Origin of the sequence: Bariatricus sp. TF06-38A, from assembly GCF_027690675.1 — a bacterium.
GTDB lineage: Bacteria > Bacillota > Clostridia > Lachnospirales > Lachnospiraceae > Allocoprococcus > Allocoprococcus comes.
On record NZ_JAQFCE010000008.1, the window covers coordinates 80,710 to 99,910 of the forward strand.

Below are 19,201 nucleotides of genomic sequence, written 5' to 3' on the forward strand. Positions count from 1 at the left end.
TAATGTAATAATGTATAAGCAGAAAAGGAAAATGTCAAGTGTGGAAAATAGTAGAATTCCGGGCTGTTTCGCAGAGAGGATGGGGAGTTTTGTCAGGATGTGATAATAATCCGGATCATAATGTGCCATCACGCTATGAAAAGATTTATGGATTTTTAGAACTCCCGGATACGACGGAGAAAAAAGTGGGTTCTCTCCGGCATCCGGGGGAAAAGTCACATGGATATGCAGCTGAGGTGATCGTAAGCTATCTGGAAGAACAGCTTATCTGTCAAAAATAGATTCCAGGATTCTGACAAAGTGTTCCAGCCCTTCCTGATCTTCTTCATCAAAACGGGCGAGAACAGGGCTGTCGATATCCAGAACGCCAACGATTTCATTTCCTTTATGAAGCGGAATCACGATCTCGGAATTAGAGGCGCTGTCGCAGGCGATATGTCCCGGGAACTGGTGGACATCCTTTACCAGCATAACCTGATCGTTTGCCACAGCGGTTCCGCAGACACCTTTACCGATTTCAATTTCAATACAGGCAGGTTTGCCCTGGAAAGGACCAAGGACGAGCCTGCCTTCTCTCATCAGATAAAAACCAACCCAGTTGATGTTCAGAAGCGCATCACCGAGAAGGGCCGATGCATTTGCCAGATTTGAGATCTGGTGAGGGATTCCGTCAATCAGACCGCGGAGGCGGATTGAAAGCAGGGAATACAGTGGCTTTTTATCAACTGGCCATTCAAAATTCGAAGTATTCATAAAAAATCTCCTTAAATATTTCCGTTTAACACATCTTCCAATGTAATCTCGTAGAAGAAATCATGTACCATTCCATCAAATTTCTTCCACAAAGGAAGCGTAATGCACTGCTCTTCACGGCTGCAGACCTCGGCACCTGGAACCAGGCAGGCGACTGTAGCAAGATTGCCTTCCGCAAGTTCAAGAATCTCGCCGATAGTGTATTCAGAAGGTTCCCTGGTAAGCTGGTATCCGCCCCCTTTGCCACGGCGTCCTTTTAAGAGTTTCTTCTTTACAAGAATTTTCAGGACAATTTCCAGGTATTTTTCGGAAATTTCCTGGCGGATTGCGATCTCGTTAAGCGGAACATATTCTTCGTCCTTATGCTGGGCGAGATCAATCATCACGCGGAGTGCGTAACGTCCTTTTGTAGAAATCATAATTAGTTTTCCCCCATTTTTTTATATGTACAATAGCAGCACCAGAGAGTTTATGAACCCTGGTGCTTTTTTACCTATTATACCGTAGGGTTATATGTGTTTCAAGAAAAAAACAAAAAAATAAAATAACCTATTGACTTAGTAGGTAATAGATGATATTATACCAACTAAATTGATAGGAAATAAAGGTTATACAAAATAACCAGTACTGATAAATATGAACGGAGGAAGAAATAATGGCAGAATTTGATTATGAAGTAGTAAATGGAAGAAAGATCCGTGTACGTCCGCAGGAAGTTGTATCGGAGATAGATGAGAATGGATATTTTGTCCGCCAGCCAAATCATTTTACAGAAGGATTTGGAGAAGGAAAAAATCCGGTAGAAAAAGGCAGATACCATCTGGTATGGGCAAAGCTTTGCCACTGGTCTAACAGAGCTTCGATCGTAAGAGAACTTCTTGGACTGGAAGATGCAATTAGTGTCAACATGGTTGATCATGCAAAGCATGAGAAGAATCTTGGATGGGAATTCGTATACGACAAAGATCATATCGATCCGGTCCTTGGAATCCAGTTCTTAAGTGAAGCTTATTACAAAGCAGATGATGATTACACAGGAAGAACAACGGTACCGGCTCTGATCGATACAAAGACAGGAAAAGTTGTAAATAACGATTACACCTGGCTTACCAATTATTTTGAAGTAGATTTTAAACCGTTCCACAAAAAAGGAGCACCGGATCTTTATCCGGAAGAACTCAGAAAAGATATCGATGAGATGAATGACTGGCTCTTTGATAACATTAATAATGGAGTTTATAAAGCAACCTTTGCAAGATCAAAGGAAGCTTACTGGGATGCCTATAATTCTTTTTATGCAGCAATGGATATTCTGGAAAAGCGTCTGGAAAATCAGAGATTTCTCTTTGGAGATTATGTGACAGACAGTGATGTGAGACTGTATGTGACGCTGGCGAGACTGGATATTCGTTACACCTGGCAGCTTGGACATACCAAACACCGCCTGATCGATTATCCGAATCTGTGGGGATATGCAAGAGACCTGTATCAGATTCCGGCATTCAGAAACAACACCTACTTTAAGGATTTCGCAAATCCAAACAACAAGAAGGTCGGCGCATTATTTTTTGAATCTTTCAATGCAAGATTTCTGGATGAGATTAATTTTGATGCATACTGGGGTGCACCGCATGACCGTGCACATTTAAGCAGCGATCCGGGCAATAAATTTAAGGCAGAAGAACAGTAGGAGGAACGAATTATGGCAGATTTTGAATATGTAGATGTAAATGGAAGACAGATCAGAGTAAGACCGAGAGAAACTGCACAGGAAATTGATGAATATGGAAATTTCCATCGTCAGCCAAACCGCTTCACGGAAGGTTTTGGAGAAGGGAAAAATCCAGTAGAAAAAGACAGATATATTCTTTTCTGGGCAAAAGGATGCAACTGGTCCAATCGGGCAGCGATCGCAAGAGAGCTTCTCGGACTTGAGGATGCAGTGAAAGTTGAGATCGTAGACTGGACAGACCGGGAAGAGAATCTTGGATGGGAATTTGTAAATTCCCCGGATCATATCAATCCGGAAACGGGCGCACAGTTCTTAAGTGAGCTTTACTACAATGCGGATGAAGAATACACAGGACGTACAACCGTTCCGGCATTTGTAGATTATAAGACAAAGAAAGTGGTAAATAATGATTACCACTGGCTTACAAATCATCTGGAAACAGCGTTCAGACCGTTCCACAAAAAGGGAGCGCCGGACCTTTACCCGGAAGAATTAAGACCGGAGATCGATAAGCTGAACAAATGGCTCTTTGAAAATGTAAACAACGCTGTTTATCGAGCGCAGTTCGCTGAATCCTTACAGGCATTTGCCGATGGATATGAGACATTTTTCGCAGGGCTTGATGCAATGGAGGAAAGACTTGCAGACAAGAGATTCTTATTCGGAGATTATGTGACAGACAGTGATATCCGTCTTTATACAACCATCGCAAGACTGGATGTGTCTTATTCAAGAAATATCGGACCTTGCAAACACCGTCTGGTAGATTACCCGAATCTATGGGGATATGCAAGAGATCTGTATCAGATCCCGGCATTCAGACATAACACATATTTTAAGGATTTTGCGGCATCTGTCGATCTAAATGAAGCAGATGAAGAGTATTGGGAAAATACATACTATGATATCGTGGTGCAGGAAACAGACTGGGATACCATCTGGAAGACACCGACAGGAAGAGAATCACTCAGTAAAGATCCGGCACACAAATTTAAAGCAGAAAAATAACAGACGAAAGACGAGGAAAAATATTATGAAAAAGTTGGCAAGCATTTTAGCAGTTACACTGGCAGCAGGAGTCCTGGCTACAGGATGCGGATCTTCTTCAGAAAGCGCTTCAAAGGACAGTTCTTCAGACAGTGGAAAGACAGTAATCAAAGCAGCAACCGGAGCAAACGCAAAACCATATGTCTATGTAGGCGATGATGACAAGCCGGCAGGATACGATGTGGATGTACTGAATGCAGTTTTTGATAAACTTCCGGATTATGAACTGGAATACGAAGTGACTGATTTTGGATCTGTACTTTCCGGACTGAACAGTGGAAATTATCAGATCGGAGTCAACAACTTCTCTTACAACGAAGACCGTGGAGCAAGTTATCTTTACTCTTATCCATATGACAAGATCAGCTATGTATTCGTAACAAAGAAAGGTGGAAAAGAGATCAAATCATTTGAAGATGCAGCAGGACTTTCTTTTGAAGGTGGTACAGGAATCAGCGTATCCAATGCAGTAGAAGCATGGAATGAAAAGAATCCGGATAAAGCGATCAATATTACTTACTCGGATGCAGATACATCTGTATTTTTACAGCATGTAGCAGACGGATCGCAGGATTTTACGATCATCGATCTGGCAATGTACAACTCTTACATGGAAGAATTTAACTATGATGTGCAGAAAAATGATATTCCGGAAGATGAAGCAAAAATGATTGCAGAAAACTCTTATGCATATTATATTTTCCCACAGGATCAGAAAGATTTAAGAGAACAGGTAGACAAAGCGCTGAAGGAGCTGAAGGAAGACGGAACCCTGACTGAGATCAGTAAAAAATGGTATGGTCAGGATGCCGCACCGGAGGATGATAAGTTCGAGGAGACGATTAACTAATGGGTAAATTATTTGATGGAAAACTGGTATTTACACAGATACCGCTACTTTTAAAATATCTTCCGGTCACAATGGAACTGGCTGTCACAGCAATGATCGCCAGTCTCATCCTGGGACTGCTCCTTGCACTTGTGAAGATTAAAAAGGTACCGGTACTGAAACAGCTGGTAAGTATCTATATCTCGGTTATCCGCGGAACGCCGATCCTGGTTCAGTTATATGTGACTTATTTCGGTATTCCGATGCTCCTGAAATATATCAATTTTAAATGTGGAACCAACTACAATGTCAATGGAGTCGCACCAATCGTATATGCATTCGTTGCTCTGGCACTCAATGAATCTGCATTTAACGCAGAGATCATCCGTGCCTCTCTTGAATCAGCAGATAAAGGACAGGTTGAGGCAGCAAGCGCTTTAGGAATGAATTATTTCCAGGCATTGATAAGGATCATCCTTCCGGAGGCAACCGTGGTAGCACTCCCATCCCTTGGAAATGCATTTATCGGACTGATCAAAGGAACTTCTCTTGCATTTGTCTGTTCCGTAGTGGAGATGACCGCAGAAGGAAAGATTCTTGCGGGAAGAAATTACCGTTACTTTGAAGTGTATATCTCACTGGCAATTATTTACTGGGTAATTACTTTCGTACTTGAGAGAGTGATCAGCTATCTTGAGAAAAAGCTCCGGGTACCGGAAGATGCACCGGCACTTTTAGATATCAGAGATACAGAGGTGGAATAAGGTATGATCGAAATCAAAAATATATCAAAAACATTTAAAAATAATAAGGTTCTTGATGGGATCGACCTTACCATCAATCAGGGAGATGTCGTAGCGATCATCGGACCTTCTGGAACAGGAAAATCCACATTTTTAAGATGTGTGGACAGACTGGAAAAACCGGAAACCGGAACCATAACGATTGACGGTGAGACACAGGATCTTGCACATATTCATGGCAAAGATTTGACAGAGCTTCGGAAAAAGACCGGCATGGTTTTTCAGAATTTCAATCTTTTTTCAAAGAAGACAGCGCTTCAGAATGTAATGGAGGGGCTGATCGTGGTAAAGAAGATGAAAAAAGAGGAAGCAGAAAGGATTGCGAGAGAGCAGCTTAAAAATGTAGGTCTTCTGGATCACGCAAACCATTATCCGAGACATATGTCAGGTGGTCAGCAGCAGAGGGTTGCAATCGCAAGAGCACTTGCGATGGAGCCAAAGCTTTTGCTTCTGGATGAGCCGACATCTGCACTGGATCCGGAGCTTGTCGGAGAAGTTCTGGATACGATCAAAAAAGCGGCAAATGAAGGATATACAATGCTTCTGGTGTCCCATGAGATGAGCTTTGTACGAAACGTTGCAACCAGAGTGATCTTCCTGGACGGAGGAAAGATCCTGGAAGACGGAACGCCGAGAGAAGTGTTTGGAAATCCAAAGAACGAACGTGTCAAAGAGTTCTTTACAAAGATCAACCGGATGGAAGAACCGGATTATTCAATTTAAGAGAAAAACAAAATCGGCTGAGGGATCAGTCGATTTTTTCCAACAGGATAAAAGAAGGGAGCGAAAGAAATGAGTATCAGACTGGTGACAGACAAGGAAAATGTAGATTATCAGGCAGTGGCAGATATTTTAGACCATTTTGGACTGAGTCATTTTGATGCCGCTACAGAAGAAAAAATATTTAAGAACAGCTATGCGACGGCATTTATTTACGATGGAGACCAGGTAGTCGGCTGTGCGAGGGCAATTTCCGATGGCGTGTGTCAGGCTGCAATCTACAATGTGGCACTTCTGGAAGAAGGCTATCGTTTTGGTGACAACGATTATGAGAGACAGCCATATGTATCGCCAAGAAGCATCAGACAAGAGCAGGAAAAACAGAATCAGACAGCGTAGGAAAGGGAAAAGATTATGAGAGAAAATACATCGACAGAATGGGTAAATAAAGAAGTAGACAGTGAAGGAAATTTCAACCGTCAGAAGAATCAGTTTGAAACACCGTTTGGCGAGGGCGAAGGTAAGCTTCCGGTAGAGCCGGGGCGTTATCGCCTTTTGTGGGCACCGGTATGCCCGTGGGCGCACCGCAGCGTGATTGTAAGAAAGCTCCTTGGCCTTGAAGATGTGATCAGTCTCGGAACAGCAGATCCGAAGAGACCGGATGTGCCGAGAAGCGACTGGGCATTTACACTGGACGAAGGAGATGTGGATCCGGTTCTTGGAATCCACTATATCAGTGAGGCATATCTTGCAGCAGATCCGGATTATACCGGACGCTTTACCGTACCGGCACTTGTAGATATCCCGTCCGGTAAGGTGGTAAATAATGATTATTTCAACTTGACACTTTACTTTGAGACGGCATGGAAGCCTTATCACAAAGAGGGAGCACCGGATCTTTATTCGGAAGATTTAAGAGAAGAGATCGATAAGCTGAATGATATCATTTTCCGTGAGGTAAATAATGGTGTCTATAAAGCCGGATTTGCAAGAAAACAGAAGGCTTATGACCGTGCTTACAATATGGTATTTAACCGTCTGGACTGGCTGGAAGAAAGGCTTGCAAACCAGAGATACTTATTTGGTGACAGACTGACTGAATCTGATGTGCGTCTTTATGTGACACTGGTACGATTTGACTGTGCATATTATCCGGTATTTCGTCTGAATAAAAAGCTTCTCCGCGATTATCCGAATCTGTGGGCATATGCAAGAGATTTGTATCAGACACCGGGATTTGGCGACACAACGAATTTTGCGGCGATCAAGAAGCATTATCATATCGATTGCTGCCCATCCAATGAGTTTGCGATCGTGCCGAACGGACCGGATGAATCCTTATGGCTGACACCACACGGAAGAGAAAAATTATCTGGAAAATAAAGAAAGCGGGGAATGAATGATGAAAGCAGTCAGAGTGACAGAAGAATGGCAGAGAGCCGGGGTACACTATGTGCGGACACAGGCAATGTGCCTGGGATTTAAGATCCCGCTTGAGGGAGAATTTTCAGATGACACACCGGAAGATGAATATATTCTGGTGATGGACGGAATTTATCCGGTATCCACCTGCAGGCTGCATTATCTGGATGAACATACCGGAAAAATTGAGCGCGTGGCAACACTGGAATCCTATAGGGGAAAACATTACGGACAGGCAGGAATCATTGAGGCGGAAAACTGGATGCGCGAAAAAGGTGTGACAAAAATCTATATCAATTCCAGAAAAGCGGCACTTGGATTCTATGAAAAGCTCGGCTATACCGCAGATTTTTCACAGGTAAGCGGCTCCGGAGAGTTTGAATGTGTGATGACGGAGAAAGAACTTGCGTAAATTTATGAAAAGAAAACTGGATTTTGGCAGAAAGATATTGTACAGTAAATAGCGACATTGATTTATAGAAACAGGAGAGATAGACAAGAATGAAGTACGGAATTGATACACGATGTCAGCATTTGGCTGACGATAATAAGGATGAAATATATGGGGCGATCAGTTATCCAATCTATCAGTCTGCAACATTTGCAAGAGACAGAGTAGGCGGAGGAAGCGGTTATGACTATTCCAGATTACAGAATCCGACGAGAGAACATCTTGAGAAGATCGTAGCATCGCTGGAAGAAGGAATCGATGCACTGGCATTTTCGACAGGAATGGCAGCAATCACAGCTCTGATGGAGATTTTCAAACCGGGCGATCACATCATCATTGATGAGGATCTTTATGGAGGAAGCGTCCGTCTGTTCCACAGCATTAATGTGAAAAATGGACTGACATTTACCAGCGTGGATTTAAGCAGCGTGGATGTAGAGGATTATATCCAGGATAACACAAAAGCAATTTATGCAGAGACACCGACCAATCCGATGATGCGTGTATCCGATCTGAAAGAACTTTCAAAGATAGCAAAAAAACATGAACTTCTTCTGATCGTGGACAATACCTTTTTATCACCATATTTCCAGAATCCGCTGAAGCTTGGTGCTGACATTGTTGTGCATAGCGGGACAAAATATCTGGGTGGACATAATGACACACTTGCAGGTTTTCTGATAACAAACCGCGAGGACATTCAGGAACAGCTCCGTTTTATCATCAAGACGACAGGAGCAACCCTTGCACCGATGGACAGCTGGCTGATCCTCAGAGGGATCAAGACGCTTGGAGTCCGTATGGACAGGGCACAGGAAAATGCACTGAAGATCGCACATTTTCTGGAGAAGCAGGAGTATGTGACAAGGGTGCTTTATCCGGGACTTGAATCACATCCGGGCTACGAACTGATGAAAAAGCAGGCAAGAGGATTTGGTTCGATCCTGACCTTTGAAGTAGATTCCAAAGAGAGAGCATATCACATTCTGGAAAATGTAAAACTGATCCAGTTTGCGGAAAGCCTCGGAGGAACTGAGACTCTGATCACTTATCCGATTACCCAGACGCATGCGGATCTTTCCAGAGAAGAGCTTGACCGGAACGGAATTACAGACAGGATTCTGAGATTATCTGTTGGAATTGAGGGAGCAGAGGATCTGATCGCAGATCTGGAAGCTGTATTAAAGTAAATCAAATAGAATTGTGTATAAAGCGGAAGATATCTGTGACCGAAGGTGTATTACCGGACAGATAGCCGGCAGATGGAAAATGACCGTGCAGATAAGGAAGTGGCAGAAATGAGTGAAATAAAGGTAAATGAACAGCGGGCAGTCGATGAATTTCAGGAACTGACTGCGATCGATGCACCAAGCTTTGGGGAGCGTCAGATGGCAGACCGGCTGATCGTGAAATTAAAAGAACTTGGTTTTGAAGTAGAGGAAGACAATGCCGGAGAACATTTCGGAGGAAATGCCGGAAACTTATATGCATATCTTCCGGGAGATCTTCCGGGAGATCCGGTCCTTTTGTCCGGCCATATGGATACGGTTGAGCCGTCCAAAGGCAAGAAAGGGATCATCGGAGAAGACGGTGTGATCCGTTCCGCAGGAAAAGCAGTTCTTGGAGCTGATGATGTGGCAGGACTTGTGGAGATTCTGGAAGGAATCCGCAGTGTAAAAGAAGCGGGAGTACCACACCGGGATATCGAGATTCTTTTTGCAATTGCAGAAGAGCTTTATATCAAGGGCAGCAGCGTATTTGATTTTTCAAAGGTTCGTGCAAAAGAAGCCTATGTACTGGATATCAGCGGACTGGTTGGAAGCGCGGCATATAAAGCACCGTCTCTGATTTCTTATCAGGTGGTAGTAACCGGGAAGGCATCACACGCCGGATTTGATCCGGAGCACGGCGTTCATGCGATCGCTATTGCATCCGAAGCGATCACGCAGATCAGTCAGGGACATGTGGATGAAGAGACAACCTGCAATATCGGATTGATCGAAGGTGGGAGCGGAACGAACATTGTTCCGGAAAAATGTATTGTAAAGGGAGAAATCCGGAGCTATTCTCATGAAAAAGCGACTCGTTGTGTAGAAGAAGTGGGAAATACCTTCAAAAAGGTGGCTGAAAAACACGGAGCTGAATCAGAACTTACTTGCGAAGTTCATCTGATCGCTTATGAGACAGCAAAAGACAGTGTGCCGGTAAAACGGTTTGAAAGAGTAAGCAAAGAGCTGGGACTTGCAGGAAATCTTGTAGAGACATTTGGCGGAAGTGATAACAACAGCTTTGCGAAGAACGGGATTCCTGGACTGGTGTTGTCAAATGGAATGTACCAGGCACATTCGGTAAATGAATATACGACAATCAAAGATCTTGTGACAGGAGCAGAACTGATCGCCGGGCTGATCACCGATGAACAGTAGTGGATGTTATTATACAGAAAAGACGCCAAAAGCGTCTTTTTTATATTGATAGAAGAAAAACAGATAAAACATATTGAAATTAAATGTTTTTAAAATAATTCCCTATTAACCTATTGACAAAGTAGGTAAAAGTAGATATAATGCAACTATCAAATTTGAAAGATCACTATAGAGATCACGATACATCAGACAGTAGAAAAGAGAGGTAGAAAAATATGAGCGATTATAAATTTGAAACACTTCAGCTTCACGTAGGACAGGAAGAACCAGATCCGGCATCTGATGCCAGAGCAGTACCGATTTACCAGACAACATCTTATGTATTTAAGAACTCTGCACATGCAGCAGCAAGATTCGGACTTGCAGATGCAGGTAACATTTACGGACGTCTGACAAACTCTACACAGGACGTATTTGAAAAGAGAATCGCAGCACTTGAAGGTGGTGTGGCAGCTCTTGCAACAGCATCCGGAGCAGCTGCAATTACATATACCATCGAAGCACTTGCAGCAGATGGCGGACATATCGTAGCGCAGAAGACAATCTACGGTGGAAGCTTCAACCTTCTTGAACACACACTGACACATTACGGAATCACAACTACATTTGTAGATGCACATAACCTGAAAGAAGTAGAAGATGCAATTCAGGATAACACAAGAGCCATCTATCTTGAAACTCTTGGTAATCCGAACAGTGATATCCCGGATATCGATGCAATCGCTGAAATTGCACACAAGCATGGACTTCCGCTTGTAATCGACAACACATTCGGAACACCATATTTGATCCGTCCGATCGAACACGGAGCAGACATCGTTGTACATTCTGCTACCAAATTCATCGGTGGACACGGAACAACTCTTGGTGGAATCATCGTAGATTCCGGTAAATTTGACTGGAAAGCAAGTGGAAAATACCCGGCAATCGCAGATGCAAACCCAAGCTACCACGGAGTATCTTTCGTAGATGCAGCAGGTCCGGCAGCATTTGTAACTTACATCCGTGCAATCCTTCTTCGTGATATGGGAGCAACAATTTCTCCATTTAACGCATTCCTTCTTCTGCAGGGAACAGAGACACTGTCACTTAGAATTGACCGTCATGTAGAAAATACAAAGAAAGTAGTAGAATACCTCTCTAATCATCCAATGGTAGAGCATGTGAACCATCCGTCACTGCCGAATCATCCGGATCATGCACTTTATGAAAAATATTTCCCGAATGGTGGAGCATCTATCTTCACATTCGAGATCAAAGGCGGACAGGAAGAAGCTCACAAGTTCATCGACAACCTGAAGATCTTTTCGCTGCTTGCAAATGTTGCAGATGTTAAGAGCCTTGTTATCCATCCGGCAACAACAACACATTCTCAGCTGACAGAAGAAGAACTGCTTGATCAGGGAATCAAACCGAACACAATCCGTCTTTCTATCGGTACAGAACATATCGATGATATCATCGCAGATCTTGAAGGTGGATTTGCAGCAGTTCAGGGCAAATAAATATTATACACACAGGAATTTTGGACGGAGGTTTTTCGAAACCTTCGTCTTTTTCGATGTGCACAGAAAATTTTAAGGAGAAAACACTATGACAAAGGCACAGATCAGAAAAAATGCTTTTCTGAAATCCATTCCGATCATGTGCAGCTACATTTCCGAAAGGAATTGCGGCAGTCAGAAGTGTTGAAAATGCTGTGCGATAAGCGGAAATAAGCGGAAATCCAGTATTTTCGGATGGATCTCCCTTTGACCAGATGCACAGATTATGCTATGATATGTACCGATACATGCGCATTTTTTATTTGACAACAATCCAGATGGAACTTTCTGTTCAATAAAGAGGATTATGTGTCAGGGGACATTCTTTTTACAAGGAGAAAATCAATGAGTATAGATATTACAATCGAGGAAATGGAAGCGCTTCCTGCAGAATCCTACGAGCTTTTTGATATCCGTGGCGAGATTGAGCGCGCCCATGGAATCCTGCCGAATTCGACGGCAAGCTCAGCAGATGTACTGATGGAGAATCCGCCGGAAGATAAGGAAAAGAAGATCATTATCTGCTGCAGCAGAGGACAGATCAGCAGGGATATCGCAGAAGAACTGCAGGAGCAGGGATATGAAGCATACAGCCTGAAGGGCGGTTATGTTGGATGGCTGATGGCAGATATGAAGAAAAAGGAAGCAGATGATGTCTGTGAACATGTGGAGCTTAGTATCCGCAAGAAGTTCAAAAAGAAGATCTGGTCCAAATTTACAAAAGCTGTCAGAGAATATGAACTGGTCAAAGAAGGTGACCGGATCGCAGTATGTATTTCCGGTGGAAAAGATTCAATGCTGATGGCAAAGCTTTTCCAGGAATTAAAGCGTCACAACAAATTTAACTTTGAAGTAAAGTTCCTGGTGATGGATCCGGGATACAGTCCGGAGAACCGGAAGGTCATTGAAGAAAATGCAAGGAAGATGAAGATTCCGATCCAGATCTTTGAATCCAATATTTTTGAATCGGTATTTGAGATTGAAAAATCACCGTGTTATATCTGTGCAAGGATGAGACGTGGATATCTTTATAATTTTGCACAGCAGATGGGCTGCAACAAAATCGCACTGGGACATCATTATGATGATGTGATCGAAACGATCCTGATGGGAATGCTCTACAGTGCACAGGTGCAGACTATGATGCCGAAGCTTCACAGTACAAATTTTGAAGGGATGGAACTGATCCGCCCGATGTATCTGATCCGTGAGGATGACATCAAGGCATGGAGAGATTACAATGATCTGCATTTTATCCAGTGTGCATGTAAGTTTACCGATACCTGTACAACCTGCAACAATGAAGAAAATCAGTCAAAGCGTATGGAAATCAAAAAACTGATTGCAGAGCTTAAGAAGACGAACCCGTTTGTGGAGGGCAATATTTTCAAGAGTGTGGAAAATGTCAATCTGGATACGGTTGTCGGTTACAAGGCAAAAGGTGTAAGACACAATTTCTTGGATACTTACGATGATTAAAAATGACTGGATGTGCCGGTGGTATATCTGAGATATAAAGAAGAATGAAATTCCCGCCGGACAGGTACAGGATCTGCCCGGCGGGAATTTTGAGATTAAATGACAGGAATATTGACCTATACCAGAATTCCTGACGTTGATCAGGATAAAACGGTTTCCTGCTGGTTCTTGATATCGTGGTAAATAACAAAACGTCCACGTCCGTTGTGCTTAGCTGTGTACAGAGCATGATCAGCAAGGCGGTATAACTGGCTGAAAGATTCAGCATCCGTTGGAGCAACAGCACAGCCGATACTGCAGGAAAGTTTCTGGCCATTTAGTTCCGGGATATTTATATTTTGAAGATTTGTATAGAGCTTTTGCAAATGCAGATGGATACTGTAATCCAGACGTACATTTTTCATCAGGATCATAAATTCGTCACCACCGACACGACCGATGATATCGGTTGTCCGGAACTGTTCTTTCAGAAATCCGGCAAATATTTTCAGTACCTGGTCACCGGTTGCATGTCCATAAGTATCATTGATCTGCTTGAAATAATCCATATCGATCATCATTAAAGCCTGTAAATCTTCAAAATCTTTTTCGCGCAGCCATTCGGAAATCGTGTGTTCTGCATAAACTTTGTTCAGAAGTCCGGTCAGAGCATCTGTATGCGCCTGGCGAAGAAGCAAAGTCTGATTCTTCTGGTTGATCTTCCAGAGTGCGAAGATCAGAAGCAGCACATTGCAGATAAAAAAGGCGAACAGAATGATTTCAAAGTTGTTGATAAAAGCAAAGGGTTGACGGGCATCGACAGCAGGAATGATATAGCAGAGCATCCAGCCGTTGTACTTTAATGGCTGGTAGGAAATATAGCGTGCATGTGATAAATCTGCTGTAATCTTGCGGCAGTTTGCGTGTCCTTGCTTAAAATCTTCCTGAAGGGTAGTGCCATCTTCCGAAGTCTGAAATACCCAGTCAGAGGAAGAAGTAAAAAAGTTCTCTCGGATTTCGTTGTGTGTAGATTCAATGGAAATGATGTTGCCATCCGAGTCTGTGATAAATGAGTAGCCGGAACCGGAATACAGATCCTCAAAGAGCATGGTAGTCAGTTCCGTAACATCGATGGAGCCTCCAAAGACACCGATAATATTCTGATCTTTGTCATAAACAGGAACTGTGAGGACAACAAGGGTTTCGTTGTCTACGCTGCTTGACAGAGGAGAACTAATGACGCGTCTGCCTTCCAATGTCTTTTGAAAATAGTTCCGTGAACTTGCATCGGTCTTCTTTCCATCGCTGGAGCGCCCGATACCGTCTGTAGAAAAAAGCATAAGCCGATGATAGGAGCTGGAAGAAGCCAGTTCAGCAAGAAGCTGAAGATTATCGTTGCTGAACAGATCGGAAGTTGTTCCGAAGTATGCAGCAGGACTCTCCAGAAATTCATATTCTTTTTCCAGGACCAGTTCCAGGTGATCCTTTTGCTGCAGTGTGTTTTTTTGAAGAACATTCTGTACACTTTTATCAACGCTCTGTTGTACAAACCAGAAAAAAATCAGAAGTGTGAACGTCATTACAATAAGGAACGAAATGATAGCCGTTCCGTATTGCATCAGTTCATGACGTGATAATTTTTTCATGTAAAATCCCCCTCATATTGTGCGTTAACAAATAAGTAATTAGATTTTCTAAATTATACCATAAATGTTCTGGGATGTCATCGAATTTGTATGTGAAATGGATAGGAAATATACATAATAAACAAAAAATGAACAAAAAAAGAGAGAATAACGTAAAAAATAACAAAAGCATTACGTTATTCTCTCTTAGTTATACGTTATTGTTTATTTTGCAAGCCGGTAGATTGCATCCAGATAAATCTTCATCCAGAGATCCAGTTTATCCAGCTCCAGACATTCATTTGTCTGATGCATCAGATCAGGCTGGTCTGGGAGGAGTGCGCCGAAAGCGACACAGTTATCCAGTGCTCTTGCGTAAGAGCAGGCACCGTCTACCAGAGGTTTTGCGGACATATCACCGGTGACATTGCGGTAGGATTCCATCAGAGTCTGAACCAGGAAAGAATCCTCAGGTACGTGGATAGATTCAGTTGCATATGGGTTCTCAAAACGGAATCCGGAACCGATAAGCTGTTTCTGAATGAGCTCGTGAACCTGGGCGCACCGGTAAGTAACCGGTACACGGTTGTCGATGGAGAAAATCACCTTATGATCGCATACTTCGACCTTTCCGACATTGAAACTTAATCTGCCGGAGATCTCATCTGTAAGATCGATTCCAAGTCCCTTTCCGGTCAGGTCAAAACCGATGTGCTCCATGTAAAATGTGGCAATCCTTGCCAACTCATTTTCCGGAGAAAGCTCAGATAAAGCTGACATCAGTCCGCTGATCGCATTGATTCCGGTAGAAGGATGTGCTGCGTGTGCGGCAAAACCTTCTGCGGTCAGCCGGAGGGATGCACCCGCATTTTCTACTGTGAAATGGCATCTGGTCTGTGTCTCCCAGGAGAGCAGGCTCTTGCGGATCACGGTTTCCAGTTCGAGAGGAAGCAGGACGGAAGCATGGTCTGCGACTGCGTTAAATGCATTTCCACCGGATAAAGTGATATCCTCTGAGACATCGGTTACAAGCTGATACTGAAAGACGCCTTTTTCAGCGTAAATAAGTGGGAATACTGCATCCGGTGTGAAGGACATCTGTGGAGCAGGGATCTTTTTCTTGTTGAAATAATAGTCCATGCATTTCCAGTCTGTCTCTTCATTCGCACCTACAATAAAACGGATTTTTTTGCTGAGTGGCACACCCATTTCTTTTAAAATCTTGACTGCATGGAGGCAGGCAAGAAGAGGACCTTTATCATCAAGTACGCCACGACCATACAGCTTTCCGTCAATGATTTCCGGTTTAAACGGATCACATACCCAGCTGCCACTGCATGGAACCACGTCCACATGACCGAGGATTCCGAGAGTTTCTTCCTGATCCCCATAATCTGCGTGTCCGGCATAGTGATCAAAATTTTCTGTTTTAAGACCAATGGATTCTGCCGTTTCGAGAAAGCAGTCAAGTGCTTTGGCAGCGCCTGCACCGAAAGGCATTCCTGCATCCGGTGCGGCTTCCACGCTGTCTATGGACACCAGTTTCATAATATCCTGGATCAGACTTTCACGGTCTGTCTGTATTTGTTTTTCAAAATCCATAAGAGTTTACCTCCTTATGCAAGAAGCTTATACATATAACTGAATGATCAGCATGATCGCACTGAAGACGGTAGTCATACCCATCAGCGGCATGATGAATTTCAGCCATTTATCATAAGTAACATCCACCATCGCAAGGGATGCAAGGATCAGACCGGTTGGTGTGATGAAAGAAATCAGACCAAGACCGTATGCATAAGCAGATACGATTGCTGATCTTGAAACACCTACGGTGTCGGCAAGCGGAGCCATGATCGGGATGGACAGAACTGCAAGCCCTGAGGAAGAGGAAATAAAGAATCCGAGTACGATAAATACAAGCATCATCAAGATGATGAATACGATCGGATTCATTCCACTGATCGCACCTGAGAAGAATTCCAGGATGGTGTCAGAAATCATACCGTCTTCCAGAATGATGTTGATACCACGTGCCACACCGACTACCAGAGCTACGCCCATCAGGTCAGCGGCACCACCGATAAACTGATCCATAAAGTTCTTTTCGCCGATTCCTGAAGTAAATGCAAGCAGGATCGCGCAGGCAAGGAAGAGGGCAGTCATGTTGTCGAACCACCAGCCCTGAGCTACAAGTCCCCATACAAGCACACCGAAGGATACGCCGAATACGAGGAGGGAAAGCTTCATTTTTCCGGTAAATTCAGGAACCTCGCCCTGATGACCGAATTTCTGCATATGATGTTCATACTGGTCGTAACAGATTGATTTTGTAGGATCTTCTTTTACCTTCTTTGCATAGCGAAGGATGTAGATCAAAGTGATCAGAGTGCCGAGTACCAGAGCAACACCACGGATTCCCATACCGTCAGCAAGGCTGATTCCGGCTGCATTGGATGCGTTTCCGACAGAGAACGGGTTGATGGTCGGGAACATGGTTCCGATAGAAGATCCCATGTAAATTGCAGCGATACAAACCATAACATCATATCCGGCTGCAAGGAATACCGGTACAAGGATCGGGTAAAGTGCAATGGTTTCTTCTGCAAGACCGAAGGTAGTTCCACCGGCTGCGATAATAATCGTGATCAGGATGATCAGGATATATTCTTTGCCCTTGGTGACTTTGGAAAGTGCCGCGATTGCCGCATTGAATGCACCCATATAATTCAGGACACCGATACATCCGCCGAGGATAAATACAAAAAGGATGATATCAATGGTATCGTAAACACCACTGATTGCTGCAAGGAGGATTTTAAATACGCCCTGCGGTTCCTGATCGACTCTCTCGTAGGTTCCAGGAACAGCGATCGGTTTGCTGATACTTCCATCAAGGAATTTATTTAAGTTTCCGGTAACACCCAGCTCGTCCAAGGATTCCTGGGTAGGAGCCATTTCTGTCACTTCACCTTCCGGTGTTGTGATTTCAAATACATCATAGTCTGCGTTGTACGTTAATTTGGAATAAAGCCCTGCCGGTACCACTGCAGTTAAAATTGCAGCGAAAATAAGGACGATAAATAATACAGTGAGCGCAGAAGGGAAAGATATTTTTTTCTTTTTCATAATCAGTATCTCCGTTTCCTATTTGGTATTTACTCATTTGCAAAGATTTTTACAAGTTCTACAATGACACGGACAGCTGCTTCCATACCTTCGATGGTGACGTGCTCCAGTGGTCCGTGATATCCGTGTCCGCCTGTTCCAAGGTTCGGGCAAGGAAGACCTTTAAAGGAAAGCTTGCAGCCGTCTGTACCTCCGCGGATTGGAGAAATATCCTCCGGAACATTTGCTTTCGCACAGGCCTCTCTAGCATAATCAATCAGATACATGTGATCTTTGATGATACATTCCATGTTCTGGTATTCATCGGTAAGTGTCAGTGTGACTGTACCCTCGCCCCAGAGCTCATTTAAGATCTTTTCGATATGGCGGAGCGTATTGCGGCGGGCTTCAAAGCTTGCGCTGTCGTGGTCGCGGATGATGTATTCGGATACGGCATGTCCTTCATCTCCGTGTATGCTCAGAAGATGGTAGAATCCTTCATACTGTTCGGTATGACGCGGAATCTCGAATCTTGGGAGCATATTGTTGATATCTGCGGCAATGAGAACGGCATTGATCATCACATCTTTTGCAGAACCCGGATGTACATTTTTGCCATTGATCTCAAATTTTGCTTCGCATGCATTGAAGTTCTGATACTGGATCTCGCCTTCGCCGTCCCCGTCCAGCGTATAGGCAACCTCCGCGTCAAAAGTATCAAAATCAAAATGTGCAGCGCCGCTGCCACATTCTTCGTCCGGTGTAAATGCGACACTGATCTGTCCGTGTGGAATCTTTTCTGTGATCAGGATCTCAAGAAGCTGCATGATCTCAGCAATACCGGCTTTGTCGTCAACTCCGAGGATGGTATTTCCATCGGAAGTGATGAGTGTACGTCCCTTTAATCCTTTCAGATGCGGGAAATCTTTGGTTGTAAGAACCCGTCCACTGTCTCCGAGAACGAGATCACATCCGTCATAATCTGGTGTACAGACCGGATGGATTTCTGCCTCGCAAAATTCTGGTACAGTATCCATATGTGCGATAAGTCCAAGCTTTTTCTTATTTTCATATCCTGGTGTTGCTGCAAGGATTCCATAAACGAAGCATTTATCGTCCAGAACAACCTTGTCAAGTCCGAGTTCTTTCAGTTCATCAGCAAGGATTCTTGCAAGATCAAACTGACACTGAGAGGTTGGAACTGTATCGCTGTTTTCATCGCATGGTGTTTTGATTGCGATGTATTTGAGTAACCTTTTTTCTACTTTCATTTGTATTCTCCT

19 protein-coding genes are annotated in these 19,201 nt (G+C 43.6%); 13 read left to right on the plus strand and 6 right to left on the minus strand.

Annotated features, from left to right (window positions below):
* Nucleotides 1–38 precede the first annotated feature (38 nt).
* A complete protein-coding gene (locus PG418_RS08580) occupies nucleotides 39–281 on the plus strand; it encodes a hypothetical protein (protein WP_195368338.1) in 243 nt (80 codons plus the stop codon).
* Here PG418_RS08580 and PG418_RS08585 read toward each other — a convergent pair.
* A complete protein-coding gene (locus PG418_RS08585; protein WP_055158593.1) occupies nucleotides 265–753 on the minus strand; it encodes a free L-methionine (R)-S-oxide reductase MsrC in 489 nt (162 codons plus the stop codon). The two genes, PG418_RS08580 and PG418_RS08585, sit on opposite strands and share 17 nt — an antisense overlap.
* Nucleotides 754–764: 11 nt before the next feature.
* On the minus strand, nucleotides 765–1,172 hold the full coding sequence (locus tag PG418_RS08590) for an RrF2 family transcriptional regulator (protein ID WP_055158591.1): 408 nt from the start codon (nucleotides 1,170–1,172) through the stop codon (nucleotides 765–767).
* Between the two features lie 236 nt (nucleotides 1,173–1,408).
* Here PG418_RS08590 and PG418_RS08595 point away from each other — a divergent pair, with 236 nt between their 5' ends.
* From PG418_RS08595 to PG418_RS08650, 12 genes are all read left to right on the plus strand, one after another.
* On the plus strand, nucleotides 1,409–2,443 hold the full coding sequence (locus PG418_RS08595; RefSeq protein WP_055249392.1) for a glutathione S-transferase C-terminal domain-containing protein: 1,035 nt from the start codon (nucleotides 1,409–1,411) through the stop codon (nucleotides 2,441–2,443).
* A 12-nt stretch (nucleotides 2,444–2,455) separates the two neighbouring features.
* The gene (locus tag PG418_RS08600) at nucleotides 2,456–3,493 is read left to right on the plus strand and encodes a glutathione S-transferase C-terminal domain-containing protein (protein ID WP_008369934.1); all 1,038 of its coding nucleotides are present in this window, start codon (nucleotides 2,456–2,458) and stop codon (nucleotides 3,491–3,493) included.
* Nucleotides 3,494–3,518: 25 nt separating this feature from the next.
* Complete coding sequence (locus PG418_RS08605; protein ID WP_227120778.1) at nucleotides 3,519–4,382, plus strand: transporter substrate-binding domain-containing protein; 864 nt, start codon at nucleotides 3,519–3,521, stop codon at nucleotides 4,380–4,382.
* The gene (locus PG418_RS08610) at nucleotides 4,382–5,125 is read left to right on the plus strand and encodes an amino acid ABC transporter permease (RefSeq protein ID WP_498837291.1); all 744 of its coding nucleotides are present in this window, start codon (nucleotides 4,382–4,384) and stop codon (nucleotides 5,123–5,125) included. The genes PG418_RS08605 and PG418_RS08610 overlap by 1 nt, the downstream gene beginning before the upstream one ends.
* A gap of 3 nt (nucleotides 5,126–5,128) precedes the next feature.
* Nucleotides 5,129–5,887, plus strand: a complete 759-nt coding sequence (locus PG418_RS08615) for an amino acid ABC transporter ATP-binding protein (protein WP_055249387.1) — start codon at nucleotides 5,129–5,131, stop codon at nucleotides 5,885–5,887.
* 69 nt (nucleotides 5,888–5,956) lie between these two features.
* Nucleotides 5,957–6,283 carry a hypothetical protein gene (locus tag PG418_RS08620; RefSeq protein ID WP_173690247.1) on the plus strand — a complete coding sequence of 109 codons (327 nt, stop codon included), beginning with the start codon at nucleotides 5,957–5,959 and terminating at the stop codon, nucleotides 6,281–6,283.
* Nucleotides 6,284–6,298: 15 nt separating this feature from the next.
* The gene (locus PG418_RS08625; RefSeq protein WP_498837292.1) at nucleotides 6,299–7,267 is read left to right on the plus strand and encodes a glutathione S-transferase family protein; all 969 of its coding nucleotides are present in this window, start codon (nucleotides 6,299–6,301) and stop codon (nucleotides 7,265–7,267) included.
* A gap of 16 nt (nucleotides 7,268–7,283) precedes the next feature.
* The gene (locus tag PG418_RS08630; protein WP_008369942.1) at nucleotides 7,284–7,718 is read left to right on the plus strand and encodes a GNAT family N-acetyltransferase; all 435 of its coding nucleotides are present in this window, start codon (nucleotides 7,284–7,286) and stop codon (nucleotides 7,716–7,718) included.
* An 89-nt stretch (nucleotides 7,719–7,807) separates the two neighbouring features.
* The gene (locus PG418_RS08635; RefSeq protein ID WP_498837293.1) at nucleotides 7,808–8,947 is read left to right on the plus strand and encodes a trans-sulfuration enzyme family protein; all 1,140 of its coding nucleotides are present in this window, start codon (nucleotides 7,808–7,810) and stop codon (nucleotides 8,945–8,947) included.
* 108 nt (nucleotides 8,948–9,055) lie between these two features.
* On the plus strand, nucleotides 9,056–10,183 hold the full coding sequence (locus PG418_RS08640) for a M20/M25/M40 family metallo-hydrolase (protein WP_498837294.1): 1,128 nt from the start codon (nucleotides 9,056–9,058) through the stop codon (nucleotides 10,181–10,183).
* 215 nt (nucleotides 10,184–10,398) lie between these two features.
* Nucleotides 10,399–11,688, plus strand: coding sequence for an O-acetylhomoserine aminocarboxypropyltransferase/cysteine synthase family protein (locus PG418_RS08645; RefSeq protein ID WP_008369949.1), 1,290 nt, complete (start codon nucleotides 10,399–10,401; stop codon nucleotides 11,686–11,688).
* A 384-nt stretch (nucleotides 11,689–12,072) separates the two neighbouring features.
* Entirely contained in the window at nucleotides 12,073–13,206 is a 1,134-nt protein-coding gene (locus tag PG418_RS08650) for a PP-loop family protein (RefSeq protein ID WP_008369954.1), read from the plus strand.
* Between the two features lie 140 nt (nucleotides 13,207–13,346).
* On the opposite strand, the gene PG418_RS08655 is transcribed toward PG418_RS08650, so the two are convergent.
* From PG418_RS08655 to pepT, 4 genes are all read right to left on the minus strand, one after another.
* Nucleotides 13,347–14,831, minus strand: coding sequence for a sensor domain-containing diguanylate cyclase (locus PG418_RS08655; protein ID WP_498837295.1), 1,485 nt, complete (start codon nucleotides 14,829–14,831; stop codon nucleotides 13,347–13,349).
* Between the two features lie 204 nt (nucleotides 14,832–15,035).
* The gene (pepV, locus tag PG418_RS08660; protein WP_498837296.1) at nucleotides 15,036–16,412 is read right to left on the minus strand and encodes a dipeptidase PepV; all 1,377 of its coding nucleotides are present in this window, start codon (nucleotides 16,410–16,412) and stop codon (nucleotides 15,036–15,038) included.
* Between the two features lie 27 nt (nucleotides 16,413–16,439).
* Nucleotides 16,440–17,939, minus strand: a complete 1,500-nt coding sequence (locus PG418_RS08665) for a YfcC family protein (RefSeq protein WP_498837297.1) — start codon at nucleotides 17,937–17,939, stop codon at nucleotides 16,440–16,442.
* 29 nt (nucleotides 17,940–17,968) lie between these two features.
* Nucleotides 17,969–19,189 carry a peptidase T gene (pepT, locus tag PG418_RS08670; RefSeq protein ID WP_055156207.1) on the minus strand — a complete coding sequence of 407 codons (1,221 nt, stop codon included), beginning with the start codon at nucleotides 19,187–19,189 and terminating at the stop codon, nucleotides 17,969–17,971.
* Nucleotides 19,190–19,201: the final 12 nt, after the last annotated feature.